14 protein-coding genes and 2 tRNA genes are annotated in these 19,666 nt (G+C 71.3%); 5 read left to right on the top strand and 11 right to left on the bottom strand.

Annotated elements, in window-relative coordinates; translation table 11 throughout:
• Positions 1-4: 4 nt before the first annotated feature.
• The 4 genes from ACWD3O_RS01005 to ACWD3O_RS00990 are packed head-to-tail and all read left to right on the top strand — an operon-like array spanning position 5 to position 2,855.
• Positions 5-208, top strand: coding sequence for a hypothetical protein (locus ACWD3O_RS01005; RefSeq protein ID WP_451411575.1), 204 nt, complete (start codon positions 5-7; stop codon positions 206-208).
• Positions 205-843, top strand: coding sequence for an aminodeoxychorismate/anthranilate synthase component II (locus ACWD3O_RS01000; RefSeq protein ID WP_451414441.1), 639 nt, complete (start codon positions 205-207; stop codon positions 841-843). Before ACWD3O_RS01005 ends, ACWD3O_RS01000 begins: the two co-directional genes overlap by 4 nt.
• Positions 840-2,057: a class E sortase gene (locus ACWD3O_RS00995; RefSeq protein ID WP_451414440.1), complete on the top strand. Its 1,218-nt coding sequence runs from the start codon at positions 840-842 to the stop codon at positions 2,055-2,057. Before ACWD3O_RS01000 ends, ACWD3O_RS00995 begins: the two co-directional genes overlap by 4 nt.
• 36 nt (positions 2,058-2,093) lie before the next feature.
• Positions 2,094-2,855, top strand: coding sequence for a class E sortase (locus tag ACWD3O_RS00990; protein WP_451414439.1), 762 nt, complete (start codon positions 2,094-2,096; stop codon positions 2,853-2,855).
• A 120-nt stretch (positions 2,856-2,975) separates the two neighbouring features.
• Here the strand turns inward: ACWD3O_RS00990 and ACWD3O_RS00985 are convergent.
• Positions 2,976-3,048: transfer RNA gene (locus tag ACWD3O_RS00985), tRNA-Ala, on the bottom strand.
• A gap of 200 nt (positions 3,049-3,248) precedes the next feature.
• On the opposite strand from ACWD3O_RS00985, the gene ACWD3O_RS00980 reads away from it, so the two are divergent.
• Entirely contained in the window at positions 3,249-3,803 is a 555-nt protein-coding gene (locus tag ACWD3O_RS00980) for a helix-turn-helix domain-containing protein (protein ID WP_451411531.1), read from the top strand.
• A gap of 149 nt (positions 3,804-3,952) precedes the next feature.
• On the opposite strand, the gene ACWD3O_RS00975 is transcribed toward ACWD3O_RS00980, so the two are convergent.
• The 10 genes from ACWD3O_RS00975 to dnaA all read right to left on the bottom strand — a co-directional run bounded on the left by ACWD3O_RS00975 (position 3,953) and on the right by dnaA (position 19,547).
• Entirely contained in the window at positions 3,953-4,081 is a 129-nt protein-coding gene (locus tag ACWD3O_RS00975) for a DLW-39 family protein (protein ID WP_007824483.1), read from the bottom strand.
• Between the two features lie 1,819 nt (positions 4,082-5,900).
• A tRNA-Ile gene (locus ACWD3O_RS00970) sits at positions 5,901-5,974 on the bottom strand.
• Positions 5,975-6,086: 112 nt separating this feature from the next.
• The gene (locus ACWD3O_RS00965) at positions 6,087-6,815 is read right to left on the bottom strand and encodes a DUF3566 domain-containing protein (protein ID WP_451414438.1); all 729 of its coding nucleotides are present in this window, start codon (positions 6,813-6,815) and stop codon (positions 6,087-6,089) included.
• Between the two features lie 20 nt (positions 6,816-6,835).
• Positions 6,836-9,517, bottom strand: coding sequence for a DNA gyrase subunit A (gyrA, locus tag ACWD3O_RS00960; protein ID WP_451411529.1), 2,682 nt, complete (start codon positions 9,515-9,517; stop codon positions 6,836-6,838).
• A gap of 78 nt (positions 9,518-9,595) precedes the next feature.
• Complete coding sequence (gyrB, locus tag ACWD3O_RS00955) at positions 9,596-11,659, bottom strand: DNA topoisomerase (ATP-hydrolyzing) subunit B (RefSeq protein WP_451411528.1); 2,064 nt, start codon at positions 11,657-11,659, stop codon at positions 9,596-9,598.
• 673 nt (positions 11,660-12,332) lie between these two features.
• The gene (locus ACWD3O_RS00950) at positions 12,333-12,878 is read right to left on the bottom strand and encodes a DUF721 domain-containing protein (RefSeq protein ID WP_451414437.1); all 546 of its coding nucleotides are present in this window, start codon (positions 12,876-12,878) and stop codon (positions 12,333-12,335) included.
• Entirely contained in the window at positions 12,875-13,996 is a 1,122-nt protein-coding gene (gene recF, locus ACWD3O_RS00945; RefSeq protein WP_451414436.1) for a DNA replication/repair protein RecF, read from the bottom strand. The genes ACWD3O_RS00950 and recF overlap by 4 nt, the downstream gene beginning before the upstream one ends.
• A gap of 87 nt (positions 13,997-14,083) precedes the next feature.
• Positions 14,084-14,959, bottom strand: coding sequence for a phosphogluconate dehydrogenase (NAD(+)-dependent, decarboxylating) (gnd, locus tag ACWD3O_RS00940; RefSeq protein WP_451411525.1), 876 nt, complete (start codon positions 14,957-14,959; stop codon positions 14,084-14,086).
• Positions 14,960-15,209: 250 nt separating this feature from the next.
• Entirely contained in the window at positions 15,210-16,340 is a 1,131-nt protein-coding gene (gene dnaN, locus ACWD3O_RS00935) for a DNA polymerase III subunit beta (RefSeq protein WP_451411574.1), read from the bottom strand.
• Between the two features lie 1,059 nt (positions 16,341-17,399).
• Positions 17,400-19,547, bottom strand: coding sequence for a chromosomal replication initiator protein DnaA (dnaA, locus tag ACWD3O_RS00930; RefSeq protein ID WP_451414435.1), 2,148 nt, complete (start codon positions 19,545-19,547; stop codon positions 17,400-17,402).
• Positions 19,548-19,666 lie beyond the last annotated feature (119 nt).

Below are 19,666 nucleotides of genomic sequence, written 5' to 3'. Positions count from 1 at the left end.
GCGGCTGGCGCGATGCGATGGTGACGATGGGGAGGGGCTGGGACCCGTGTACGGCTGGATCTGGCGGCATCTGCCGGGCAACACCTGGGTGAAGGCCCTGCTCGCGCTGCTTCTCGTGCTGGCCACGGTGTACGTGCTCTTCCAGTACGTCTTCCCGTGGGCCGAGCCGCTCCTTCCCTTCGGCGATGTGACGGTGGACGAACAGTGAGCGCGCGGATCCTGGTTGTCGACAACTACGACAGCTTCGTCTTCAACCTCGTGCAGTACCTGTACCAGCTCGGCGCCGAGTGCGAGGTGCTGCGCAACGACGAGGTGTCCCTCTCCCACGCCGAGCAGGGCTTCGACGGCGTGCTCCTGTCGCCCGGCCCGGGCTCGCCCGAGGAGGCCGGGGTCTGCGTCGACATGGTGCGGCACTGCGCCGCGGCCGGCATCCCGGTCTTCGGCGTGTGCCTCGGCATGCAGTCGATGCAGGTGGCGTACGGCGGCGTGGTGAACCGCGCGCCGGAGCTGCTGCACGGCAAGACCTCGCCGGTGGAGCACGAGGGCAGGGGCGTCTTCGCCGGCCTGCCCTCGCCGTTCACCGCCACCCGCTACCACTCGCTGGCCGCCGACCCGGTGACCGTGCCGGAGGAGCTCGAGGTGACCGCGCGGACGTCCGACGGCATCGTCATGGGCCTGCGACACCGCGAACTCGCCGTCGAAGGCGTCCAGTTCCACCCGGAGTCGGTGCTGACCGAGCACGGGCACCGGATGCTGGCCAACTGGCTGGCCGAGTGCGGCGACCCGGACGCGGTGGCGCGCTCCGAGGGCCTGGCCCCGGTCGTCGGCAGGTCCACGGCGTGACCGGGTGGCGCCCCGAGGACGACGAGACGGTGGCGCTGCGCATACCCCCGGGCACCCCGGGGATCCCCACCGACCCCACCGGACCCCTCGGTCCCACCCGTCGCACCGCCGGCGACCCGCTGCGCGCCGACGGCACGCTCCACACCGTCACCCGCCCCGACGCGGCGGCCCCACCGGAGCTCGACGAGCCGCGTCACGGTGCCCGTACCACCGACCTGGGTATCACCGACCTGGGTATCACCGACCCGGGCACCACGGCCCCGGGTACCACCGACCCGGCGAGCACCATGCGGCTGGCCGCCGTGTCCCCGCCCGGCGCCGCGTCGTCCACGGACACCGCCGTGCCGCCCGCCGAAGGGGGCCGGGCGGCCCGCAGACGGGCCGCGGCGGCCGCCAAGGGCCGCCGCGGGCGCCGTGCGGCGCCCCGCGCCCCGGAGGAGGCTGCCGCCTCCGGGACTGCCTCCGAGGCCGCCTCCGGGACCGCCGGGGACGGCCCCCCGCTCTCCCGCGTGGAGCGCCGCCGCGCCGAACGGGCCCGCAGACCCGGGCCGGCCGTGGTGATCAGCCGTGCCGTGGGCGAGCTGTTCATCACCACCGGCGTGCTGATGATCCTCTTCGTCGCCTACCAGCTCTGGTGGACCAACGTCCTGGCCGCCGCCGACGTGGACCGGGAGACCGTCCAGCTCCAGGACGACTGGGACAAGGGCGCCCGCGACCCCGGCACCTTCGAGGCGGGCCAGGGCTTCGCCCTCCTGCACATGCCGACCCTGGACGTGGTCGTGCCGGTCGCGGAGAGCATCGACAAGGAGCGCGTCCTGGACCGCGGCATGGTCGGCCACTACGGCGAGGACAGCATCCCGACCGCCATGCCGGGGGAGAAGGGCAACTTCGGCATCGCCGGCCACCGCAACACCCACGGCGAGCCGTTCCGCTACATCAACCGCCTGAAGCCGGGTGACCCGATCGTGGTGGAGACGCGTGACACGTACTACGTGTACCGGATGACCTCGATCCTTCCCTCGACCTCGCCCAGCAACGTCTCCGTACTGGACCCGGTGCCGCCGGGGTCGGGTTTCACCGGGCCCGGCCGTTACATCACACTGACCACCTGCACCCCGGAGTTCACCAGCACCTACCGGATGATCGTCTGGGGCAAGATGGACGAGGAACGCCCGCGCGGCAAGGGGAAGCCCGACGCGCTGGTGAACCCGTGACAGCGTGAACACGGCACTCGACGGGGGACGGCCACAGTGGCAGCGGTAGAGCACGACCGGCGCGGCGAGGACACCCGCGCGCAGCGGCCCGGCGGTCGTCGCCCCGGCCGGGGACCGGTGGCCACGGTGGTCAGCGTCCTGGGCGAGCTGCTGATGACGGCGGGCGTCGTGCTCGGCCTCTTCGTCGCCTACTCGCTGTGGTGGACCAACCTGCTGGCCGACCGCGCGGCGGACCAGGAGAGCGACCGGATCCGCGAGCAGTGGGAGCAGGAGATCGAGGGCGCCGGCGCCCCCGGCAAGCTGGACACCAGGGACGGCATCGGCTTCCTCCACGTCCCGGCCATGGACGACGACCAGATACTGATCAAGAAGGGCACCGACCCGAAGGTGCTCGACGACGGCGCGGCCGGCTACTACACCGACCCGATCAAGGCGACGTTGCCCACCACGGGCAAGAACGGCAACTTCTCCCTGGCCGCGCACCGCGACGGCCACGGGGCCAAGTTCCACGACATCCACAAGATCCGCGAGGGCGACCCGATTGTCTTCGAGTCCAAGGACAAGTGGTACGTCTACAAGGTCTTCGAGACCTTGCCGCAGACCTCCCGGTTCAACGTCGGCGTCCTGGACCGGGTGCCGAAGGAGTCCGGGCGGGACAAGCCCGGGAAGTACATCACGCTGACCACCTGCACCCCGATGTACACCTCCGAGTACCGGTACATCGTCTGGGGCGAGTTGGTGCGGGTGGAGCCGGTGGACGAGCGGCGCACGCCGCCCAAGGAGATCCGGGGCTCGTAGCCGCCGCGGCCCGACGCCCGGACCCGTGGGCCCGGTTGACGCCGTGTCGGCGCGGCCCCCCGCGAACGTGCGAAGGCCCTCCCCGTGGGGAGGGCCTCGTGCACGTCCGTGGTGAAGAAGTGGAGCCTAGGGGAGTCGAACCCCTGACATCTGCCATGCAAAGACAGCGCTCTACCAACTGAGCTAAGGCCCCTCAATGGCGGCGTACGCCCCGGGATCCGCGAACCACCGGTGCGAGCCGACGACCAGACTACCCGGTCACCCCCGGTATCCCGCAAAAGGATTGGTCAACCAGGACGGCGGCGGGGTCCCCGCCGCCCCCCGCCCTCCGTAAGATTCGGTACGTGGTTCGCTCGAGCGAACCCTGTACATGGGGAAGCGATGGGGAGACGCATGGAAGCCGCACAGCAGGAGGCCACCGCGAGGGCGCGCGAGCTGCAGCGGAACTGGTACGGAGAGCCTCTGGGGGAGCTCTTCCGACGGCTGATCGACGACCTGGGGCTCAACCAGGCGCGGCTCGCGGGCGTGCTCGGCCTGTCGGCGCCGATGCTGTCCCAGCTCATGAGCGGCCAGCGGGCGAAGATCGGCAACCCCGCGGTCGTGCAGCGGGTGCGGCTGCTGCAGGACCTCGCGGCCCAGGTGGCCGACGGCAGCGTCAGCGCGGCCGAGGCCGCCGAGCGCATGGAGGAGATCAAGAAGTCCCAGGGCGGCTCCGTGCTGAGCGCGGCCGCCCAGCAGGCCGTGGGGAGCCCGGTGGGCGCTCCGACGGTCAAGCGGGTGGTGCGCGAGATACAGAGTCTCCTGCGGTCGCTGGCCGCGGCCGGCGACATCATCGAGGCCGCCGACAGCCTCGGGGAGAGCCACCCCGAACTGGCGGAGTTCCTGCGTGTGTACGGCGCCGGGCGCACCGCCGACGCGGTCGCGCACTACCAGGTGCACCAGAGCTGACCCCGGAGCCGGCCCGCACCGGCTCCTGGAGCTGCTGGAGCTGCGGTGGCTCCTGTGGCTCCTGTGGCTCCTGTGGCTCCGGTAACGGACGAAGACCCCGGCCGCCTTCGGGCGGCCGGGGTCTTCGTGTGTTTTCGGGTAGCGCCGGCTCAGGAACCGCTGGGCACGGAGTCGGTGGCCTCCGTCCACAGGTCCTGCTCGGCGCGGTCCGCCTGGATCTGGCGGTACACGAGGAGACCGCCGATGGCGGCCAGGGCGACCAGGAGGAGCTTCTTCACCGCGCGACCTCGTCTTTCGTTGACGTAGGAGACCTCTGGCGCCCGACTATACACACCGACCGATACCGAACGGTGACCAAGGGGGCCCCACCCAACTGCCCCCCGCGCGGCACGGATCACCGGCCCCCGAAGCCCGTCCGGGCGGCGGGCCGACCGTTCCTTCCCGCCCGTGGGTCCATCCGGGTGGTGTTCATCGGACCATCGACGCGCCATGGGCGAGCGTCCCACGGATCGCTCCACGCATACACATCATGAGGAAAGTACGCAAATCGCCCAACCCGAATGTGAGGTCATCCATGGCCGGAACCCAGGTCAGGAAGATGTGGCAGCTGCTGGTCTCCGCGTTCCTCGCGCTGTTCACGGCGCTGGGGCTCGTCTCCGCCCCGGCCGCGACCGCGGTACCCCGGAGCGAGCCGGCCCGCAACGGCGGACGCCGCGGCGGCAGCGGCCGCCGGGCGGACGTCCCGGCGCCCCGCGCCACGGCCACGGCCGCCGTACCGCGCCAGACGCCCAGGAACGGCGTCCGGCCCTCGTACCGGGCGCTGCCGCCCACGATGAAGCAGCGGATCCTCGCCGAGGCCCACGGCGGCTCCCCGCAGTCCCGTGCGCACGGCGGCACCGGCGTCGGCACCGCCGTCCTCGCCGCCCCCGCCGAACTCCACACCGCGCCCACCGCGGGCCCGGACACGGCGGCCCGCCGCGACGCCTCCGACCCGCTCCTCGAGGCCACCGAGCAGGAGCCGGCCATAGACCCCGCCCGCGCCGGACACACCGCCCCCACCGGCGCCCCACGGCCCCACCGCACCACCGCACCGAGCACCGCCCGCACGCGTCGCACGGCCCTCCGCGGCCCGCACCACCGCCACGCACACGCCCACGCCCCTGCCCGGAAGGCCCGGACCGGCCACCCTGGCCCCTGCCGCAGCGCCCGGGGAGCCCGCAACACCCTGGACACCACGGACGCCCTGGCCGCCCTCCTGAGCGACACCGGCCGGCCGGAGCTCGGCAAGGCCGTCCACCGGGCCCTGAGCCCTCCGAGTCGCCCCTGCGGCCCCCGTCGACCTCCGCACGCCGGCCTCCGCCGCCGCGCCCGAACACCTCGCACCACGCCCTGCCGTACCACCCACCCGACCGGCACCCCACCTGCCTCCGCCGGCAGCGGACCACCCCTGGACCCGCGACACGGCACCGCCCGGCCAGGCCCGCCCCGACACCAGCACGCCCCCGCAGTACCGCGCGGCCGAACGCCCCGCACCTCCCCCGGTGCCGACGCCCCCTCAGAACCGCCCCGGAGACCCCTGGAACCGCCCCACACCGCTCTCCCGCCCGTGATCACCCCCCGCGCGACCGCCCCCCGGCGCCCCCGGACCGCCTCACACCGCCGCACCAACCGGAAGCCCCCCGCCCCGCACCGACCCACCCAGGCCGCACCACCCGCCCGCTCCCCACCACCCCGGCCCACGCTTCCCACCCCGGCAGGACACCGACCCCTCCCGCAAGCCCGCACGCCAGCGCGCCCGCACGACCGTCCCCGCAAGCCCGCACCCCGCACCACCACGCGCCGCACCACGGCCCACGCGGCCGCGCATCCGCGCTCCGCTGCGCACCGCACCCCGAAGGCCCGCCGACACTCGGCCGGGCCGTACCGCACGTGCGGCAGCGGTTCCCCGGACCACCGCCTCGAGCCCGCCCTCACCGGCGGGCCGGCGGCGTTTCGCCGTCTCGCCGTTCGGCCGTCTCCCCCAAAACCCCAAAACCCGGAAACCCGGAAACCCGGAAAACAAGAAACCCCCGGTCCGAGGACCGAGGGTCTTTGCTGTGGGGCTAACAGGATTTGAACCTGTGGCCTCATCCTTATCAGGGATGCGCTCTAACCAACTGAGCTATAGCCCCGCCGCGCTGTGCGGTGTGTGTCCCGCGCGCTGACTCCTGAAGATTAGCGCACGACATGCGAACTCCCAAAATCGGTTGCCGCAGGCCCACCGCGCCGCGCTCGCGGAACGCGTCACTCGTCCTCGGCCAGCGTGAGCTCCACGCCGCCCACGAATCCGGCCGAGAGGTTGTAGATGAAGGCGCCGAGCGTCGCCAGCGCGGTCATCAGCACCACGTCCACCACCGCGATCACGGCGGTGAACATCAGGACGTTCGGCAGCGACAGGAATGCCTGCAGGTCGAAGCCGTTGGACTCGTTGGAGCCGGTGGCCTCGGCGATGGTGCCGCCCACCGCCGAGAAGACGCCCATCGCGTCCATGACCAGCCACAGCACTGCCGCGGCCACGATCGTGCAGATGCCCAGGGCGATGGAGAGCAGGAAGCTGACCTTCATCACCGACCACGGGTCCGTCCTGGCGACCCGCAGTCGCGCCTTGCGGGTGCGCGGGACCGGCTTGGCCCCCGTCCGGGGCCGCCGGACCGCGCCGGCCGGCGGTGCGGCGACCGTGCCGGCCTCGTAGGCCTGCGGCGGGTGGTACGGCCCGGAGGCGCCCTGCTGCCCCTGCCGCTCGCCGGGCAGCGGCGACATCGGCAGCGGCGTCACCTCGGGACGTCCCTGCGCCTGGGCCTGGCCGGGCTGCTCGTAGGGCTGGGTGGGCTGGGTCACGGTTCCCCCCTGGGATCCATGGGTCGGGGTGTCTCCCGCCGCCTGCCGCGACGGGTCCTGCTGCTGCGCGAAGGAGCCACGGCCGCCGCCGTCCGTCTCCCCACCGGTCGGTCCGGCGCCCGTGGCTCCGTTCACGCTCGTCTCACTCCTCGTGCCTACTCGGCCGAGGGCGTGTCACCCTCGTCCGGGCCGGTGGTCCCGGCCTCAGCGGTCGTCGCCTCGGGACCGGTCTCGTCGGTGCCCTCGGCGCTTGCGGCGGTCTCGGCGGCCTCGTCGAGGTCACCGTCGACCTCCTCCGCCTCGCGTCCCGCCTCGGCGTTGCGCGCGATGCCGACCACCGCGTCACGCTTGCCCAGGTTGATCAGCTGGACGCCCATGGTGTCACGGCCGGTTTCCCTGATCTCGTTCACCCGGGTGCGGATCACGCCGCCGGCCTGGGTGATGGCGAGGATCTCGTCCGTCTCCTCCACCACCAGCGCGCCGACCAGCGATCCGCGGTCCTCGACGATCTTGGCAGCCTTGATGCCCAGACCGCCACGTCCCTGCACCCGGTACTCGTCGACGACGGTCCGCTTGGCGTACCCGCCGTCCGTCGCGGTGAACACGAACGTACCCGGTCGCACGACATTCATCGAGAGCAGTTCGTCGCCCTCGCGGAAGCTCATGCCCTTCACGCCCGAGGTCGCGCGGCCCATCGGGCGCAGCGAGTCGTCCGTCGCGGTGAACCGCAGGGACTGGGCCTTCCTGCTGATCAGGAGCAGGTCGTCGTCGGGGGAGACCAGCTCGGCGCCGATCAGCTCGTCGTCGCTGCCGTCCGCCATCTGACGGAGGTTGATGGCGATGACGCCGCCCGAGCGCGGGGAGTCGTAGTCCTTCAGCGAGGTCTTCTTCACCAGGCCGCTCTTGGTGGCCAGCACCAGGTACGGGGCGGCGTCGTAATCGCGGATCGCGCGGATGCCCGCGATCTGCTCGTCCGGCTGGAAGGCCAGCAGGTTGGCGACGTGCTGACCGCGCGCGTCCCGGCCGGCGTCCGGCAGCTCGTAGCCCTTGACCCGGTAGACCCGGCCCTTGGTGGTGAAGAAGAGCAGCCAGTGGTGGGTGGTGGAGACGAAGAAGTGGTCGACGATGTCGTCTTCCTTCAGCTTCGTGCCCCGCACGCCCTTGCCGCCGCGCTTCTGGGCGCGGTAGTCCACCGTCTTGGTGCGCTTGATGTAGCCGCCGCGGGTGACCGTGACGACGATGTCCTCCTCGGCGATCAGGTCCTCGATGGACATGTCGCCGTCGTACGGCACCAGCTTGGTCTTGCGGTCGTCGCCGAACTTCTCGACCAGCGCCGTCAGTTCCTCGCTGACGATGCCGCGCTGCCGGACCGGCGAGGCGAGGATCCGGTGGTACTCGTCGATCTTCGCCTGGAGCTCGTCGTGCTCCTGGATGATCTTCTGGCGTTCCAGGGCGGCGAGCCGGCGGAGCTGCATCTCGAGGATCGCGTTGGCCTGGATCTCGTCGATCTCCAGCAGGTCCATCAGGCCCGCGCGGGCCACCTCGACGGTGTCGCTGCGCCGGATCAGCGCGATGACCTCGTCGATGGCGTCCAGGGCCGCCAGCAGGCCGCGCAGGATGTGCGCGCGCTCCTCGGCCTTGCGCAGCCGGAAGCGGGTCCGGCGGACGATGACCTCGATCTGGTGCGCCACCCAGTGCCGGATGAACGCGTCCAGCGAGAGGGTGCGCGGCACACCGTCGACCAGGGCCAGCATGTTGGCGCCGAAGTTGGTCTGCAGCTCGGTGTGCTTGTAGAGGTTGTTGAGGACGACCTTGGCGACGGCGTCCCGCTTGAGCACGATGACCAGGCGCTGGCCGGTGCGCGAGGAGGTCTCGTCGCGGACGTCGGCGATGCCGCCGATCCTGCCGTCCTTCACCAGGTCGGCGATCTTCTGCGCCAGGTTGTCCGGGTTGACCTGGTAGGGCAGCTCGGTGACCACCAGGCACTGGCGGTTCTGGATCTCCTCGACCTCGACCACGGCGCGCATGGTGATCGAGCCGCGGCCGGTCCGGTAGGCCTCCTCGATGCCCTTGCGGCCCACCACGAGGGCGCCGGTCGGGAAGTCGGGGCCCTTGATGCGCTCCATCAGGGCGTCCAGGAGGTCCTCGTGCGAGGCCTCCGGGTTCTCCAGGTACCACTGGGCGCCGGCCGCGACCTCGCGCAGGTTGTGCGGCGGGATGTTGGTCGCCATGCCGACCGCGATGCCGGCGGAGCCGTTGATCAGCAGGTTCGGGAAGCGGGACGGCAGGACGGTCGGCTCCTGGGAGCGGCCGTCGTAGTTGTCCGTGAAGTCGACGGTCTCCTCGTCGATGTCACGGACCATCTCCATCGACAGCGGCGCCATCTTGCACTCGGTGTACCGCATGGCCGCGGCCGGGTCGTTGCCCGGGGAACCGAAGTTGCCGTTGGAGTCCACCAGCGGCATCCGCATCGACCACGGCTGGGCCAGGCGGACCAGGGCGTCGTAGATGGAGGAGTCGCCGTGCGGGTGGTAGTTGCCCATCACGTCGCCGACGACGCGGGCGCACTTGTAGAAGCCCTTCTCGGGCCGGTAGCCGCCGTCGTACATGGCGTACAGGACGCGGCGGTGGACGGGCTTGAGGCCGTCCCGGACGTCGGGCAGCGCACGCGAGACGATGACGGACATCGCGTAGTCGAGGTACGAGCGCTGCATCTCCGTCTCGAGCCCGACCGGCTCGATCCGCATCGCGATCTCGCCCTCGGCGAGCACGGGTGCGACCGGGCTCGCCGGAGCGTTCTCGGGGTCGGGAGTGACGGGAGTGTTCTCGTCGGCCATTGCTGGTGAAGATCCTTCCTGGTGCGGTCAGCGTTCCCTTCGCGGCTCAGCCGTGCGGCGGCCGCGGCAGTGACCGACTCAGATGTCGAGGAACCGGACGTCCTTGGCGTTGCGCTGGATGAAGGCGCGGCGGGCCTCGACGTCCTCGCCCATCAGGACCGAGAACAGGTCGTCGGCCTGGGCGGCGTCGTCGAGGGTCACCTGGCCGAGGACCCGGTGCTCCTGGTCCATGGTGGTGATCCGCAGCTCCTCGGCGTTCATCTCGCCGAGGCCCTTGAAGCGCTGGACCGAGTCGTCCTTGATCCGCTTGCCGCTGCTGCGGCCGAGCTCGATCAGGGCGTCACGCTCGCGGTCGGAGTAGGCGTACTCGAAGTCGTCCCGGCCCCACTTGATCTTGTAGAGCGGCGGGCGGGAGAGGAACACGTGCCCGGCCTCGACCAGCGGCCGCATGAAGCGGAACAGGAAGGTCAGCAGCAGGGTGTTGATGTGCTGGCCGTCGACGTCGGCGTCCGCCATCAGGATGATCTTGTGATAGCGGAGCTTGGAGATGTCGAAGTCCTCGTGCACACCGGTGCCGAAGGCGGAGATCAGCGCCTGGATCTCCTGGTTCTGCAGGATCTTGTCGATCCGCGCCTTCTCGACGTTGAGGATCTTGCCGCGGATCGGGAGGATCGCCTGGTACTGCGGGTTCCGGCCGGACTTGGCGGAGCCGCCGGCGGAGTCGCCCTCGACGATGAAGATCTCGCACTTCGCGGGGTCGTTGGACTGGCAGTCGGCCAGCTTGCCCGGCAGCGAGGCGGACTCCAGCAGACCCTTGCGCCGGGTCAGGTCACGCGCCTTGCGGGCGGCGACGCGGGCCGTGGCGGCCTGGATGCCCTTGCGGATGATGTCCGAGGCCTCGTTGGGGTTGCGGTCCAGCCAGTCCGTGAGGTGCTCGTGCACCACGCGCTGGACGAAGGTCTTGACCTCGGTGTTGCCCAGCTTGGTCTTGGTCTGGCCCTCGAACTGCGGCTCGCCCAGCTTGACCGAGATGATCGCGGTCAGACCCTCGCGGATGTCGTCGCCCGTGAGGTTGTCGTCCTTCTCGCGGAGCAGCTTCTTGTCGCGCGCGTACTTGTTGATCAGCGTGGTCAGCGCGGCGCGGAAGCCCTCCTCGTGGGTACCGCCCTCGTGGGTGTGGATGACGTTGGCGAAGGAGTAGACGCCCTCGCTGTACCCGCCGTTCCACTGCATCGCGACCTCGACGGAGAGCTGACGCTCCTTGTCCTCCGCCTCGATGTCGATGACGGTCGGGTGGACCATCTCGCCCTTGCGGGAGTTGAGGTACTTCACGAAGTCGACGATGCCGCCGTCGTACTTGTACGCGACCCGCTTGACCTCGGGCTTGTCGTCCGCGCCCGCCTCGTCGGCGCCGGCCGTGGCCTTCGCCGTCTCCCGCTCGTCGGTCAGGCTGATGGAGATGCCCTTGTTGAGGAACGCCATCTCCTGGAACCGGCGGGAGAGCGTCTCGAAGGAGTACTCCGTGGTCTCGAAGATCTCCGGGTCCGCCCAGAAGGTGACGGAGGTGCCCGTCTCCTCGGTCGCCTCGCCCTTGGCCAGCGGGGCCGTCGGCACGCCCGCCTTGTAGTCCTGCGTCCACACGTGGCCGTCGGTCTTGACCTCGACGGACACCCGGGTGGACAGGGCGTTCACCACGGAGACGCCGACGCCGTGCAGACCGCCGGAGACGGCGTAGCCGCCGCCTCCGAACTTGCCGCCCGCGTGCAGGACGGTCAGCACGACCTCGACGGCCGGCTTCCCCTGGCCCGGCACGATGCCGACGGGGATGCCACGGCCGTTGTCGACGACGCGCACGCCGCCGTCGGCGAGGATCGTGACGTCGATCGTGTCCGCGTGGCCGGCCAGCGCCTCGTCGACGGAGTTGTCCACGACCTCCTGCACCATGTGGTGCAGACCACGCTCACCGGTCGAGCCGATGTACATGCCGGGTCGCTTGCGGACGGCGTCCAGACCCTCGAGCACGGAAATGGCGCTCGCGTCGTACGAGGACGGGTTCGCCTCGGCGGCGGCGGCGTCGTTGGACGGAATGTTCTCGTTGGGGTTGCCGGAATCGGCCACGAAGCGCCCTTTCTGGCACAGCACAAGCCGTACTCGCGGCCGATGACCCGACCGGAGCGGCTGCGGCATGTTGCGGTTTTCAAGCCTGGATCAGCGTTGCTCGGTGTGTGTCCCACAAGTGGGGCGGGATTGTGCTCCAGTCTACCGGTAGCGCCGACAGTGATGGGCCGTTGCGGGCACCTCAGTTCGCATGTGCCGCCCTGAACCGGACCGCACCGACTCCCCATATGCGGGACGGGGCTCCAAGAGCCTCACAGCGGCACTCAGCGCCTCGCCCTGTCAACCCTCGGCCACCACGGCTTCACTCCCGCCCCCGCCTTCACTCGAACACGCGCCCTACCCCTGTTTTCCGCCGTCCGCGCGCGCAATCGCGCCGGGAGGGGGCGGGCCGGGGGGCGGGGTTCGGGGCGGCTGCGGGGCGGGTCCGGGGAGAGGAAGCAGTGCTGTCCGCCGGGGCTGTGCCGCGAGGTCGTGCCCAGGGCGGACCCGGGCGGAGCGCGGGCGGAACGCGAGCGGAACCCTTGCGGAACCCGGGCCGAAGTGGCGCCGCGGCGCGGCAGCCAGGAAAGGGGGCAGCGGCGGAGCGGCAGCCATGCAAGAGGCGCCAGCCAAGAAAGGGACAGCCATGGAAGGGGACAGCAATGGAAAAAGCGGCAGCCGCCGAAGGAAGGGGCCGTCGAAGAAAGGGGGCCGGGGGCTACCAGTCGTGGGAGCCGCGGCCGCCCGGGGCCCGCAGCGGCCCGTACCGCGGACGGACCGCCCCCGCCGGCCCGAGCACGTTGATCAGCCGTACCGTCCCGTGCCCGAGGTCCGCGTTGATCCGCGCCAGGATCTGCGGCGCCAGCAGCCGCAGGTTGGCCGCCCACGCCGAGGAGTCGCACCGCACGACCAGCACCCGCTCGTCCTCGTCGTACCGCTCCGGCGCACAGTGGTTGGCCACGTCGTCGCCGACGATCTGCGGCCACCGGCCCATCACCCCGCCGACCGCCGCCGGCCGCTCCCAGCCCCGCTCGGTGACCAGCCGGTTGATCGCCGCCCCGAGGGCCATCGGGTCACGCCCGTCCCCGCGCGACCCGGACCGCCCGCCGCGCCGCCCGGCGCCCGCGCCCTTGGTCTGCCGCGTGGCCTCGCCCCGCGCCCGTGCCTGCTCCCGGGCGGCCCGCAGCGCCACCCTCGCCAGGTCGACCCCGGACGGCTGAGCCGCGCCGGAGGAACCCTCGGCCCCCGCACCCGCCGCCGTCACGTCCGCTCCACCGTCCCCTCGGCGACCCGGAACCGCGCGCCGGTCAGCGCCGACGGCACGTCCTCGTCGACCGCCGCCGTCACCATCACCTGCTCCGCGGGCGCCACCAGCTCCGCCAGCCGGTCCCGGCGCCGCGCGTCGAGTTCGGCGAAGACGTCGTCGAGGATCAGCACCGGCTCGTTGCCCTCGGCCCGCAGCAGCTCGTAGGAGGCCAGCCGCAGCGCCAGCGCGTACGACCAGGACTCCCCGTGCGACGCGTACCCCTTCGCGGGCAGTCGGCCCAGCCGCAGCACCAGGTCGTCCCGGTGCGGCCCGGCCAGCGTCACGCCGCGTTCGATCTCCTGCTTGCGCACCCCGGCCAGCGCCTCCAGCAGCTGCTGGTACAGCTCCTCCCGGGTGTGCCCCTCACCGGGCGCGGACGCCTTGTACTCCAGGGCGACCGGCCCGCCGCCCGGCGCGAGCTGCTCGTACGCCTTGTCGGCGAGCGGCTGCAGCACCGCGACCAGGTCCAGCCGCTGCGCCAGCACCTCGGCGCCCACCTGGGCCAGGTGCTGGTCCCAGATGTCCAGGGTCGACATGTCCATGTTCCGCCCACCGTGACGGCGGGCGAGCGCGGCGGACTTCAGCAGGGTGTTGCGCTGCTTGAGAACCCGCTCGTAGTCGGAGCGGACCCCGGCCATCCGCGGGGACCGCGCGGTGACCAGCTCGTCCAGGAACCTCCGGCGCTCACCGGGGTCGCCCTTGACCAGGGCCAGGTCCTCCGGCGCGAACAGCACCGTGCGCAGGATGCCCAGCACGTCGCGCGGTCTGACCTGCGACGACCGGTTGATCCGGGCCCGGTTGGCGCGCCCGGGGTTGAGCTCCAGCTCGATGAGCTGCTGCCGCTCGCCCTGCCGCACCTGGGCCCGCACGATCGCCCGCTCGGCGCCCATCCGCACCAGCGGGGCGTCGGAGGAGACCCGGTGGCTGCCCAGCGTGGCCAGGTAGCCGACGGCCTCGACCAGGTTCGTCTTGCCCTGCCCGTTGGGCCCCACGAACGCCGTGACGCCCGGGCCGAGAGCGACCTCGGCCCGGGCGTACGAGCGGAAGTCGGCCAGCGAGAGATGCGTGACATGCATGGACGGGCGCCGACCTCCCCGGCGTGGACTGCTAGGCGGTGCCGGGGTCCTGTGGCCAGAGCGCACAGGACCCCGTGGTGCTGCGGACTACTTCTGCGTGACCGCGTGTCCGCCGAACTGGTTGCGGAGCGCGGCGATCATCTTCATCTGGGGCGAGTCCTCCTGGCGGGAGGCGAACCGGGCGAAGAGCGAGGCGGTGATGGCGGGCAGCGGGACGGCGTTGTCGATGGCGGCCTCGACCGTCCAGCGGCCCTCGCCGGAGTCCTGGGCGTAGCCGCGGAGCTTGTCGAGGTGCTCGTCCTCGTCGAGGGCGTTGACGGCCAGGTCCAGGAGCCAGGAGCGGATGACGGTGCCCTCACGCCAGGAACGGAAGATCTCCCGGACGTCGGTGACCGAGTCCACGGCCTCCAGCAGCTCCCAGCCCTCGGCGTAAGCCTGCATCATGGCGTACTCGATGCCGTTGTGGACCATCTTCGCGAAGTGGCCGGCGCCGACCTTGCCGGCGTGCACGGCGCCGAAGTCGCCCTCCGGCTTGAGCGCGTCCAGGACGGGCTGGACCTTGGCCACGTGCTCGGCCTCGCCGCCGTACATCAGCGCGTAGCCGTTGGCGAGGCCGTGGACGCCGCCGGAGACGCCGCAGTCCACGAAGCCGATGCCCTTCTCGGCCAGCTCCGCGGCGTGCTTCTCGTCGTCCGTCCAGCGCGAGTTGCCACCGTCCACCACCACGTCGCCGGGCTCGAGGAGCTCGGCCAGCTCGTCGACGGTGGACTGGGTCGCGGCGCCGGCCGGAACCATCACCCACACCACTCGCGGCGCCTGCAGGCTGTCCACAAGCTCACGCAGGCTGTGGACGTCCGAGACGTCCGGGTTGCGGTCGTATCCCACGACGGTGTGGCCGGCGCGGCGGATCCGCTCGCGCATGTTGCCGCCCATCTTGCCGAGGCCGACGAGACCGAGCTCCATCAGTTGTTCCCTTTGGTTGCGAGGTGGTTGCGAGGTGGGGTGTGGATGCCGGTGGGCACCCACGTCCGAGCGTAAACCCGGCTCCGCACCGCCACCCGATGGGCGGCCCCTTGACCTAGTGCTTCGACCGGTGCGGGCTGCGCCAACGCGGCGACGCCCGTCCGGAGCGGGCCCGCGCACCGCGGACCCGTCCGGAAAACGGCTCCGCGGTGCGCGGGACGGATCCCCTGCACCGCGGAGAGACAGCAGGTCAGCCGCTGAGGCGGACCGGCATGATCAGGTACTTGTAGGCCTCGTCGGCCTCCGCGTCCACGGACGGCTTGCCGCTGAGCAGCGCCGGCTTGGTGGACGTGGTGAAGGACAGCTGGGCCACCGGGGAGTCGATGGCGCTCAGGCCGTCCAGCAGGAAGGTCGGGTTGAAGGCGATGGAGATGTCGTCGCCGTCCAGGTTGGCGTCGACCCTTTCCACAGCCTGTGCGTCGTCGCTGGATCCGGCTTCGAGGATCAGCACGCCCTGCTCGAAGGAGAGCCGCACCGGGGTGTTCCGCTCGGCGACCAGGGCCACGCGCTTGACGGCCTCGACGAACGGCGCGGTCTCGATGGTGGCCACGCTGTTGAACTCGGTCGGGAAGAGCGTCCGGTACTTCGGGAGGTCGCCCTCCAGCAGCCGCGTGGTGGTGCGGCGGCCGGCGCCCTCGAAACCGATCAGGCCCTCGCCCTTGCCGGAGCCGGAGAGCGCCAGGATGACGTTGTCACCGCTGGTCAGCGCCTTGGCGGTGTCCAGCAGCGTCTTGGCGGGGACCAGGGCGACCGCGGAGGCGTCCGGGTTCTCCGGCTTCCACAGGAACTCGCGGACCGCGAAGCGGTAGCGGTCGGTGGAGGCCAGGGTGACCGTGTCGCCCTCGATCTCGATGCGCACACCGGTGAGCACCGGGAGGGTGTCGTCGCGGCCCGCGGCGATCGCGACCTGGGCGGCGGCCGCGGCGAAGACCTCGCCGGGGACCGTGCCGGTGGCGTTCGGCATCTGCGGGAGCGCCGGGTACTCCTCCACAGGCAGTGTGTGGAGGGTGAAGCGGGAGGAGCCGCAGACCACGGTGGCCCGCACGCCGTCGGTGGAGATCTCCACCGGGCGGTTGGGGAGGGCGCGGCAGATGTCGGCCAGGAGGCGGCCGGAGACGAGCACCGTGCCCTCCTCCTCGACCTCGGCCTCGACGGAGACACGGGCCGAGACCTCGTAGTCGAAGCTGGAGAGGCTCAGCTGCCCGTCCTCGGCCTTCAGCAGCAGGCCCGCGAGGACCGGGGCCGGCGGACGGGCGGGCAGGCTGCGCGCAGCCCAGGCCACCGCCTCCGCGAGTACGTCGCGTTCCACCCGGATCTTCACCGTTGCCGCCTCCTGCTGTTGCCGGCGTCCCTCGCCCTGCTGGCCTTCGTCGGTGGTGTAGCTCGCTCCCTGGGAGGGGAGAACCACCGGGGACCAGTCTGACGCATCCCGCTGACAGCTGTTGCCCCTCGGGTCAAGTCGGACCGGAGGCCGCTCGGGCGGCCGGAGCCGAGTTGTGCACAGGACCCACTTCGAAACGAATTCCCGGCTCTCTCAGGTTGGGAGTAGTAGTAGGGGCTGTGGATACCGTGGATAACCCCGTTTTCCCAGGTCAGCGCCGGTTTTTTATCCACCGGGCCTGTGGGTGGGCCCGGTGGACAACTCGGGGTCTCTGTGGACGGGGGAAAGTTCTGCACAGCCCGTGCACAGGGAGGGGCGACTTCTCCCCAGCTGCGTCCCCAGCTTTTCCCAGGTTTCCCACACCCCACTCCAGCCGCCTCGTGTGACGCCTTTCACTCCGAGCAGTGATCCGGGCCTCGGCGTTGTCGAACAGTGGACAGTGGTGTGGAGAACCGGCGGTTCGCTGGGGACAACGAGCCCCAACCTGTGGGTTGCCGGTGGACAACGCGAGGCGGGCGTTGTGGGCATCTGAACTGTCCACAGGCTGTGGACAGTCTTCGTCCACGAATCCACATGGCGCTGACCTGTTCTGATGAGACTTCACGGCCGTTACCTGTGGACACTTTCTGGACAACTTGACCCTCCCCAGGCTGTGGACGCCAGAAAGTGCCCAAATCTGTGGAGGAAGACCGTAACCCTGGCCCGGCTCGAACGCGTTGGTCGGGTGTTCCCGTCCCCGGCCGCCTCCGGCCGGGCGCCGGCGGCTCGTTGAGGGCTCGCTGCAGGGCCTCCGGGGCGGGGGTAGCGGGGGTGTGTTGGGGCTCCGGCGGGGCGGGGCGAGGGCGGGGAACTGAGGAGGCTCAGGCCTCGCGTCGGCGTCCGTCCCGCGAGCGCCGCCTCGCGTGAGTGCCGCGGAGGACGAGAAGCGCCCCGGGGTTCTCCCGGGGCGCTCAGGTCGTGCTGTGCAGCTGTGTAGCTGCGTATGTCCGGTGGGCCGTGTCAGCCGTTCTTGATGCGGTTGGTCAGCTCGGTGACCTGGTTGTAGATGGAGCGGCGCTCCGCCATCAGCGCGCGGATCTTCCGGTCGGCGTGCATCACCGTGGTGTGGTCGCGCCCGCCGAACTGCGCGCCGATCTTCGGCAGCGACAGGTCGGTGAGCTCACGGCACAGATACATGGCGATCTGCCGCGCCGTCACCAGCGCACGGCCCCGGGAGGTCCCGCACAGGTCCTCGACGGTCAGTCCGAAGTAGTCCGCCGTGGCCGCCATGATGGCCGACGCCGTGATCTCGGGGGCCGAGTCCTCGCCCCCGGGGATCAGGTCCTTGAGGACGATCTCGGTCAGCCCCAGGTCCACCGGCTGGCGGTTGAGGGAGGCGAAGGCCGTCACCCGGATCAGCGCGCCCTCCAGTTCGCGGATGTTCCGCGAGATCCGCGAGGCGATGAACTCCAGTACCTCCGGCGGGGCGTTGAGCTGCTCCTGCACCGCCTTCTTCCGGAGGATCGCGATCCGCGTCTCCAGCTCCGGCGGCTGCACGTCGGTGATCAGGCCCCACTCGAACCGGTTCCGCAGCCGGTCCTCCAGCGTCACCAGCTGCTTCGGCGGCCGGTCGCTGGAGAGCACGATCTGCTTGTTGGCGTTGTGGAGGGTGTTGAAGGTGTGGAAGAACTCCTCCTGGGTCGACTCCTTGTCCGCGAGGAACTGGATGTCGTCGACCAGCAGGATGTCCATCTCCCGGTAGCGCTTGCGGAAGCTGTCGCCCTTGCCGTCGCGGATCGAGTTGATGAACTCGTTGGTGAACTCCTCGGAGCTCACGTACCGCACCCGGGTGCCGGGATAGAGGCTACGCGCGTAATGCCCGATGGCGTGCAGCAGATGGGTCTTGCCCAGCCCCGACTCCCCATAGATGAAGAGGGGGTTGTACGCCTTCGCCGGCGCCTCCGCGACGGCCACCGCGGCGGCGTGCGCGAAGCGGTTCGAGGCGCCGATGACGAACGTCTCGAACAGGTACTTGGGATTGAGCCGTGCCGCGGGCTCGCCCACCCCGGGAGTCCCCGCGCCGCCCGAGCCGGATCCGGCACCGCCACCCACGAGCGAGGAGGCCGAGGGCGAGGAGGAGGACATCGACGGCATCGAGGAGACCGAGGACGGCCCGGACGGGTAACCCTCGTACCCCCTGCGGTCGAAGTCGGGCCGCCCGCCGTCACCGCGCTGCGGGCGCTCGTACTCACCGCGGTCCTGGCGCTCCTGCCGGCCCTCGCGGTCGATGCGCTCGTCACGGCGCTCGTCGCGCTCGTTGCGCGCCTCGGTGGGGCGGTCGTAGTCGGAGCGGGGGTACTCCGGCCGCTCGAACTCCTTGCGGTCGGCGCGCTCGTAGTCGGGCCGCTCGTACTCGGAGCGGTCCGCGGAGCCGCGGTCGTACTCGCCCCGGTCGTAGTCGCGGCGGTCGTGGTCCCGTCGGCCGTACTCGGGACGCGGGTAGTCCTGGCGCTCGTACTCGGCGGGCCGGCCGTAGGCAGGACGGGGCCGTCCGTAGTCCTGGCCGCCGCCGTAGTCCGGGGTGCCGTACTCCTGACCCCCGTACTCCTGGCCGCCGTACTCCTGCGACGAGGGGGAGGCGTACGGGTCACGGTCGGGGAAGCCGAGCGGCTGCTGCTGCCAGCCGTAGTCCTGCTGCTGTCCGGGCCGCGGCCAGGCACCCGGCTCCTGGCGCTGGTGTTCCTGCCGCTGGTGCTCCGGGCGCTGGTGCTCCGGATAGGCGGGACGCGCCGTGGGCAGGGGCTCCTGGCGGGACTCCGGCGCGGAGGCGGGACCCTCCGAGTCGTCCTGGGACCCGCCCGCCGCGGCCGCGGGAGGCGCCGGCGGCTCCCCCATGGACGTGTCCACCGTCACGGCGATCCGGATCGGGCGTCCGCACTCACGGCTCAGCGACTCGCTGACCAGGGGGCCCAGCCGGTTCTCCAGCACCGTCTTGGCGAACTCGTTCGGCACGGCGAGCAGCGCGGTGTCGGCCACCAGGGCCAGCGGCACGCAGCTGCGCAGCCACCGCTCGTCCTTCGGCTCCACTCCCTGCCCGCGGCCCTCTCCCAGGAGCCCGTCCAGCACCCGAGGCCACACTGCGGCAAGATCAGCGGGTACGTCAGCCACAGTGCACGCTCTCTCACAGGTCCCGCGTCTGCGTGGTGCGCGGGAGGATCAGGTCGGCCGTCCGGCGGACGGCGGGTAACGAATCAGTAGGGGCCGGGGGGAACCGAACGAATCGGGAG

The sequence above is a fragment of the Streptomyces sp. NPDC002640 genome (assembly GCF_053592575.1).
The sequence above is the reverse complement of the archived record's forward strand: the minus strand, read 5'-3'. Positions and strand labels throughout refer to the sequence as shown.

What these genes read in the sequence shown, in the direction of transcription:
- gnd (WP_451411525.1), bottom strand. Translation starts at nt 14,959, where the DNA reads ATGGAGCTCGGTCTCGTCGGCCTCGGCAAGATGGGCGGCAACATGCGC.
- recF (WP_451414436.1), bottom strand. Translation starts at nt 13,996, where the DNA reads ATGCATGTCACGCATCTCTCGCTGGCCGACTTCCGCTCGTACGCCCGG.
- gyrA (WP_451411529.1), bottom strand. Translation starts at nt 9,517, where the DNA reads ATGGCCGACGAGAACACTCCCGTCACTCCCGACCCCGAGAACGCTCCG.
- ACWD3O_RS00980 (WP_451411531.1), top strand. Translation starts at nt 3,249, where the DNA reads ATGGAAGCCGCACAGCAGGAGGCCACCGCGAGGGCGCGCGAGCTGCAG.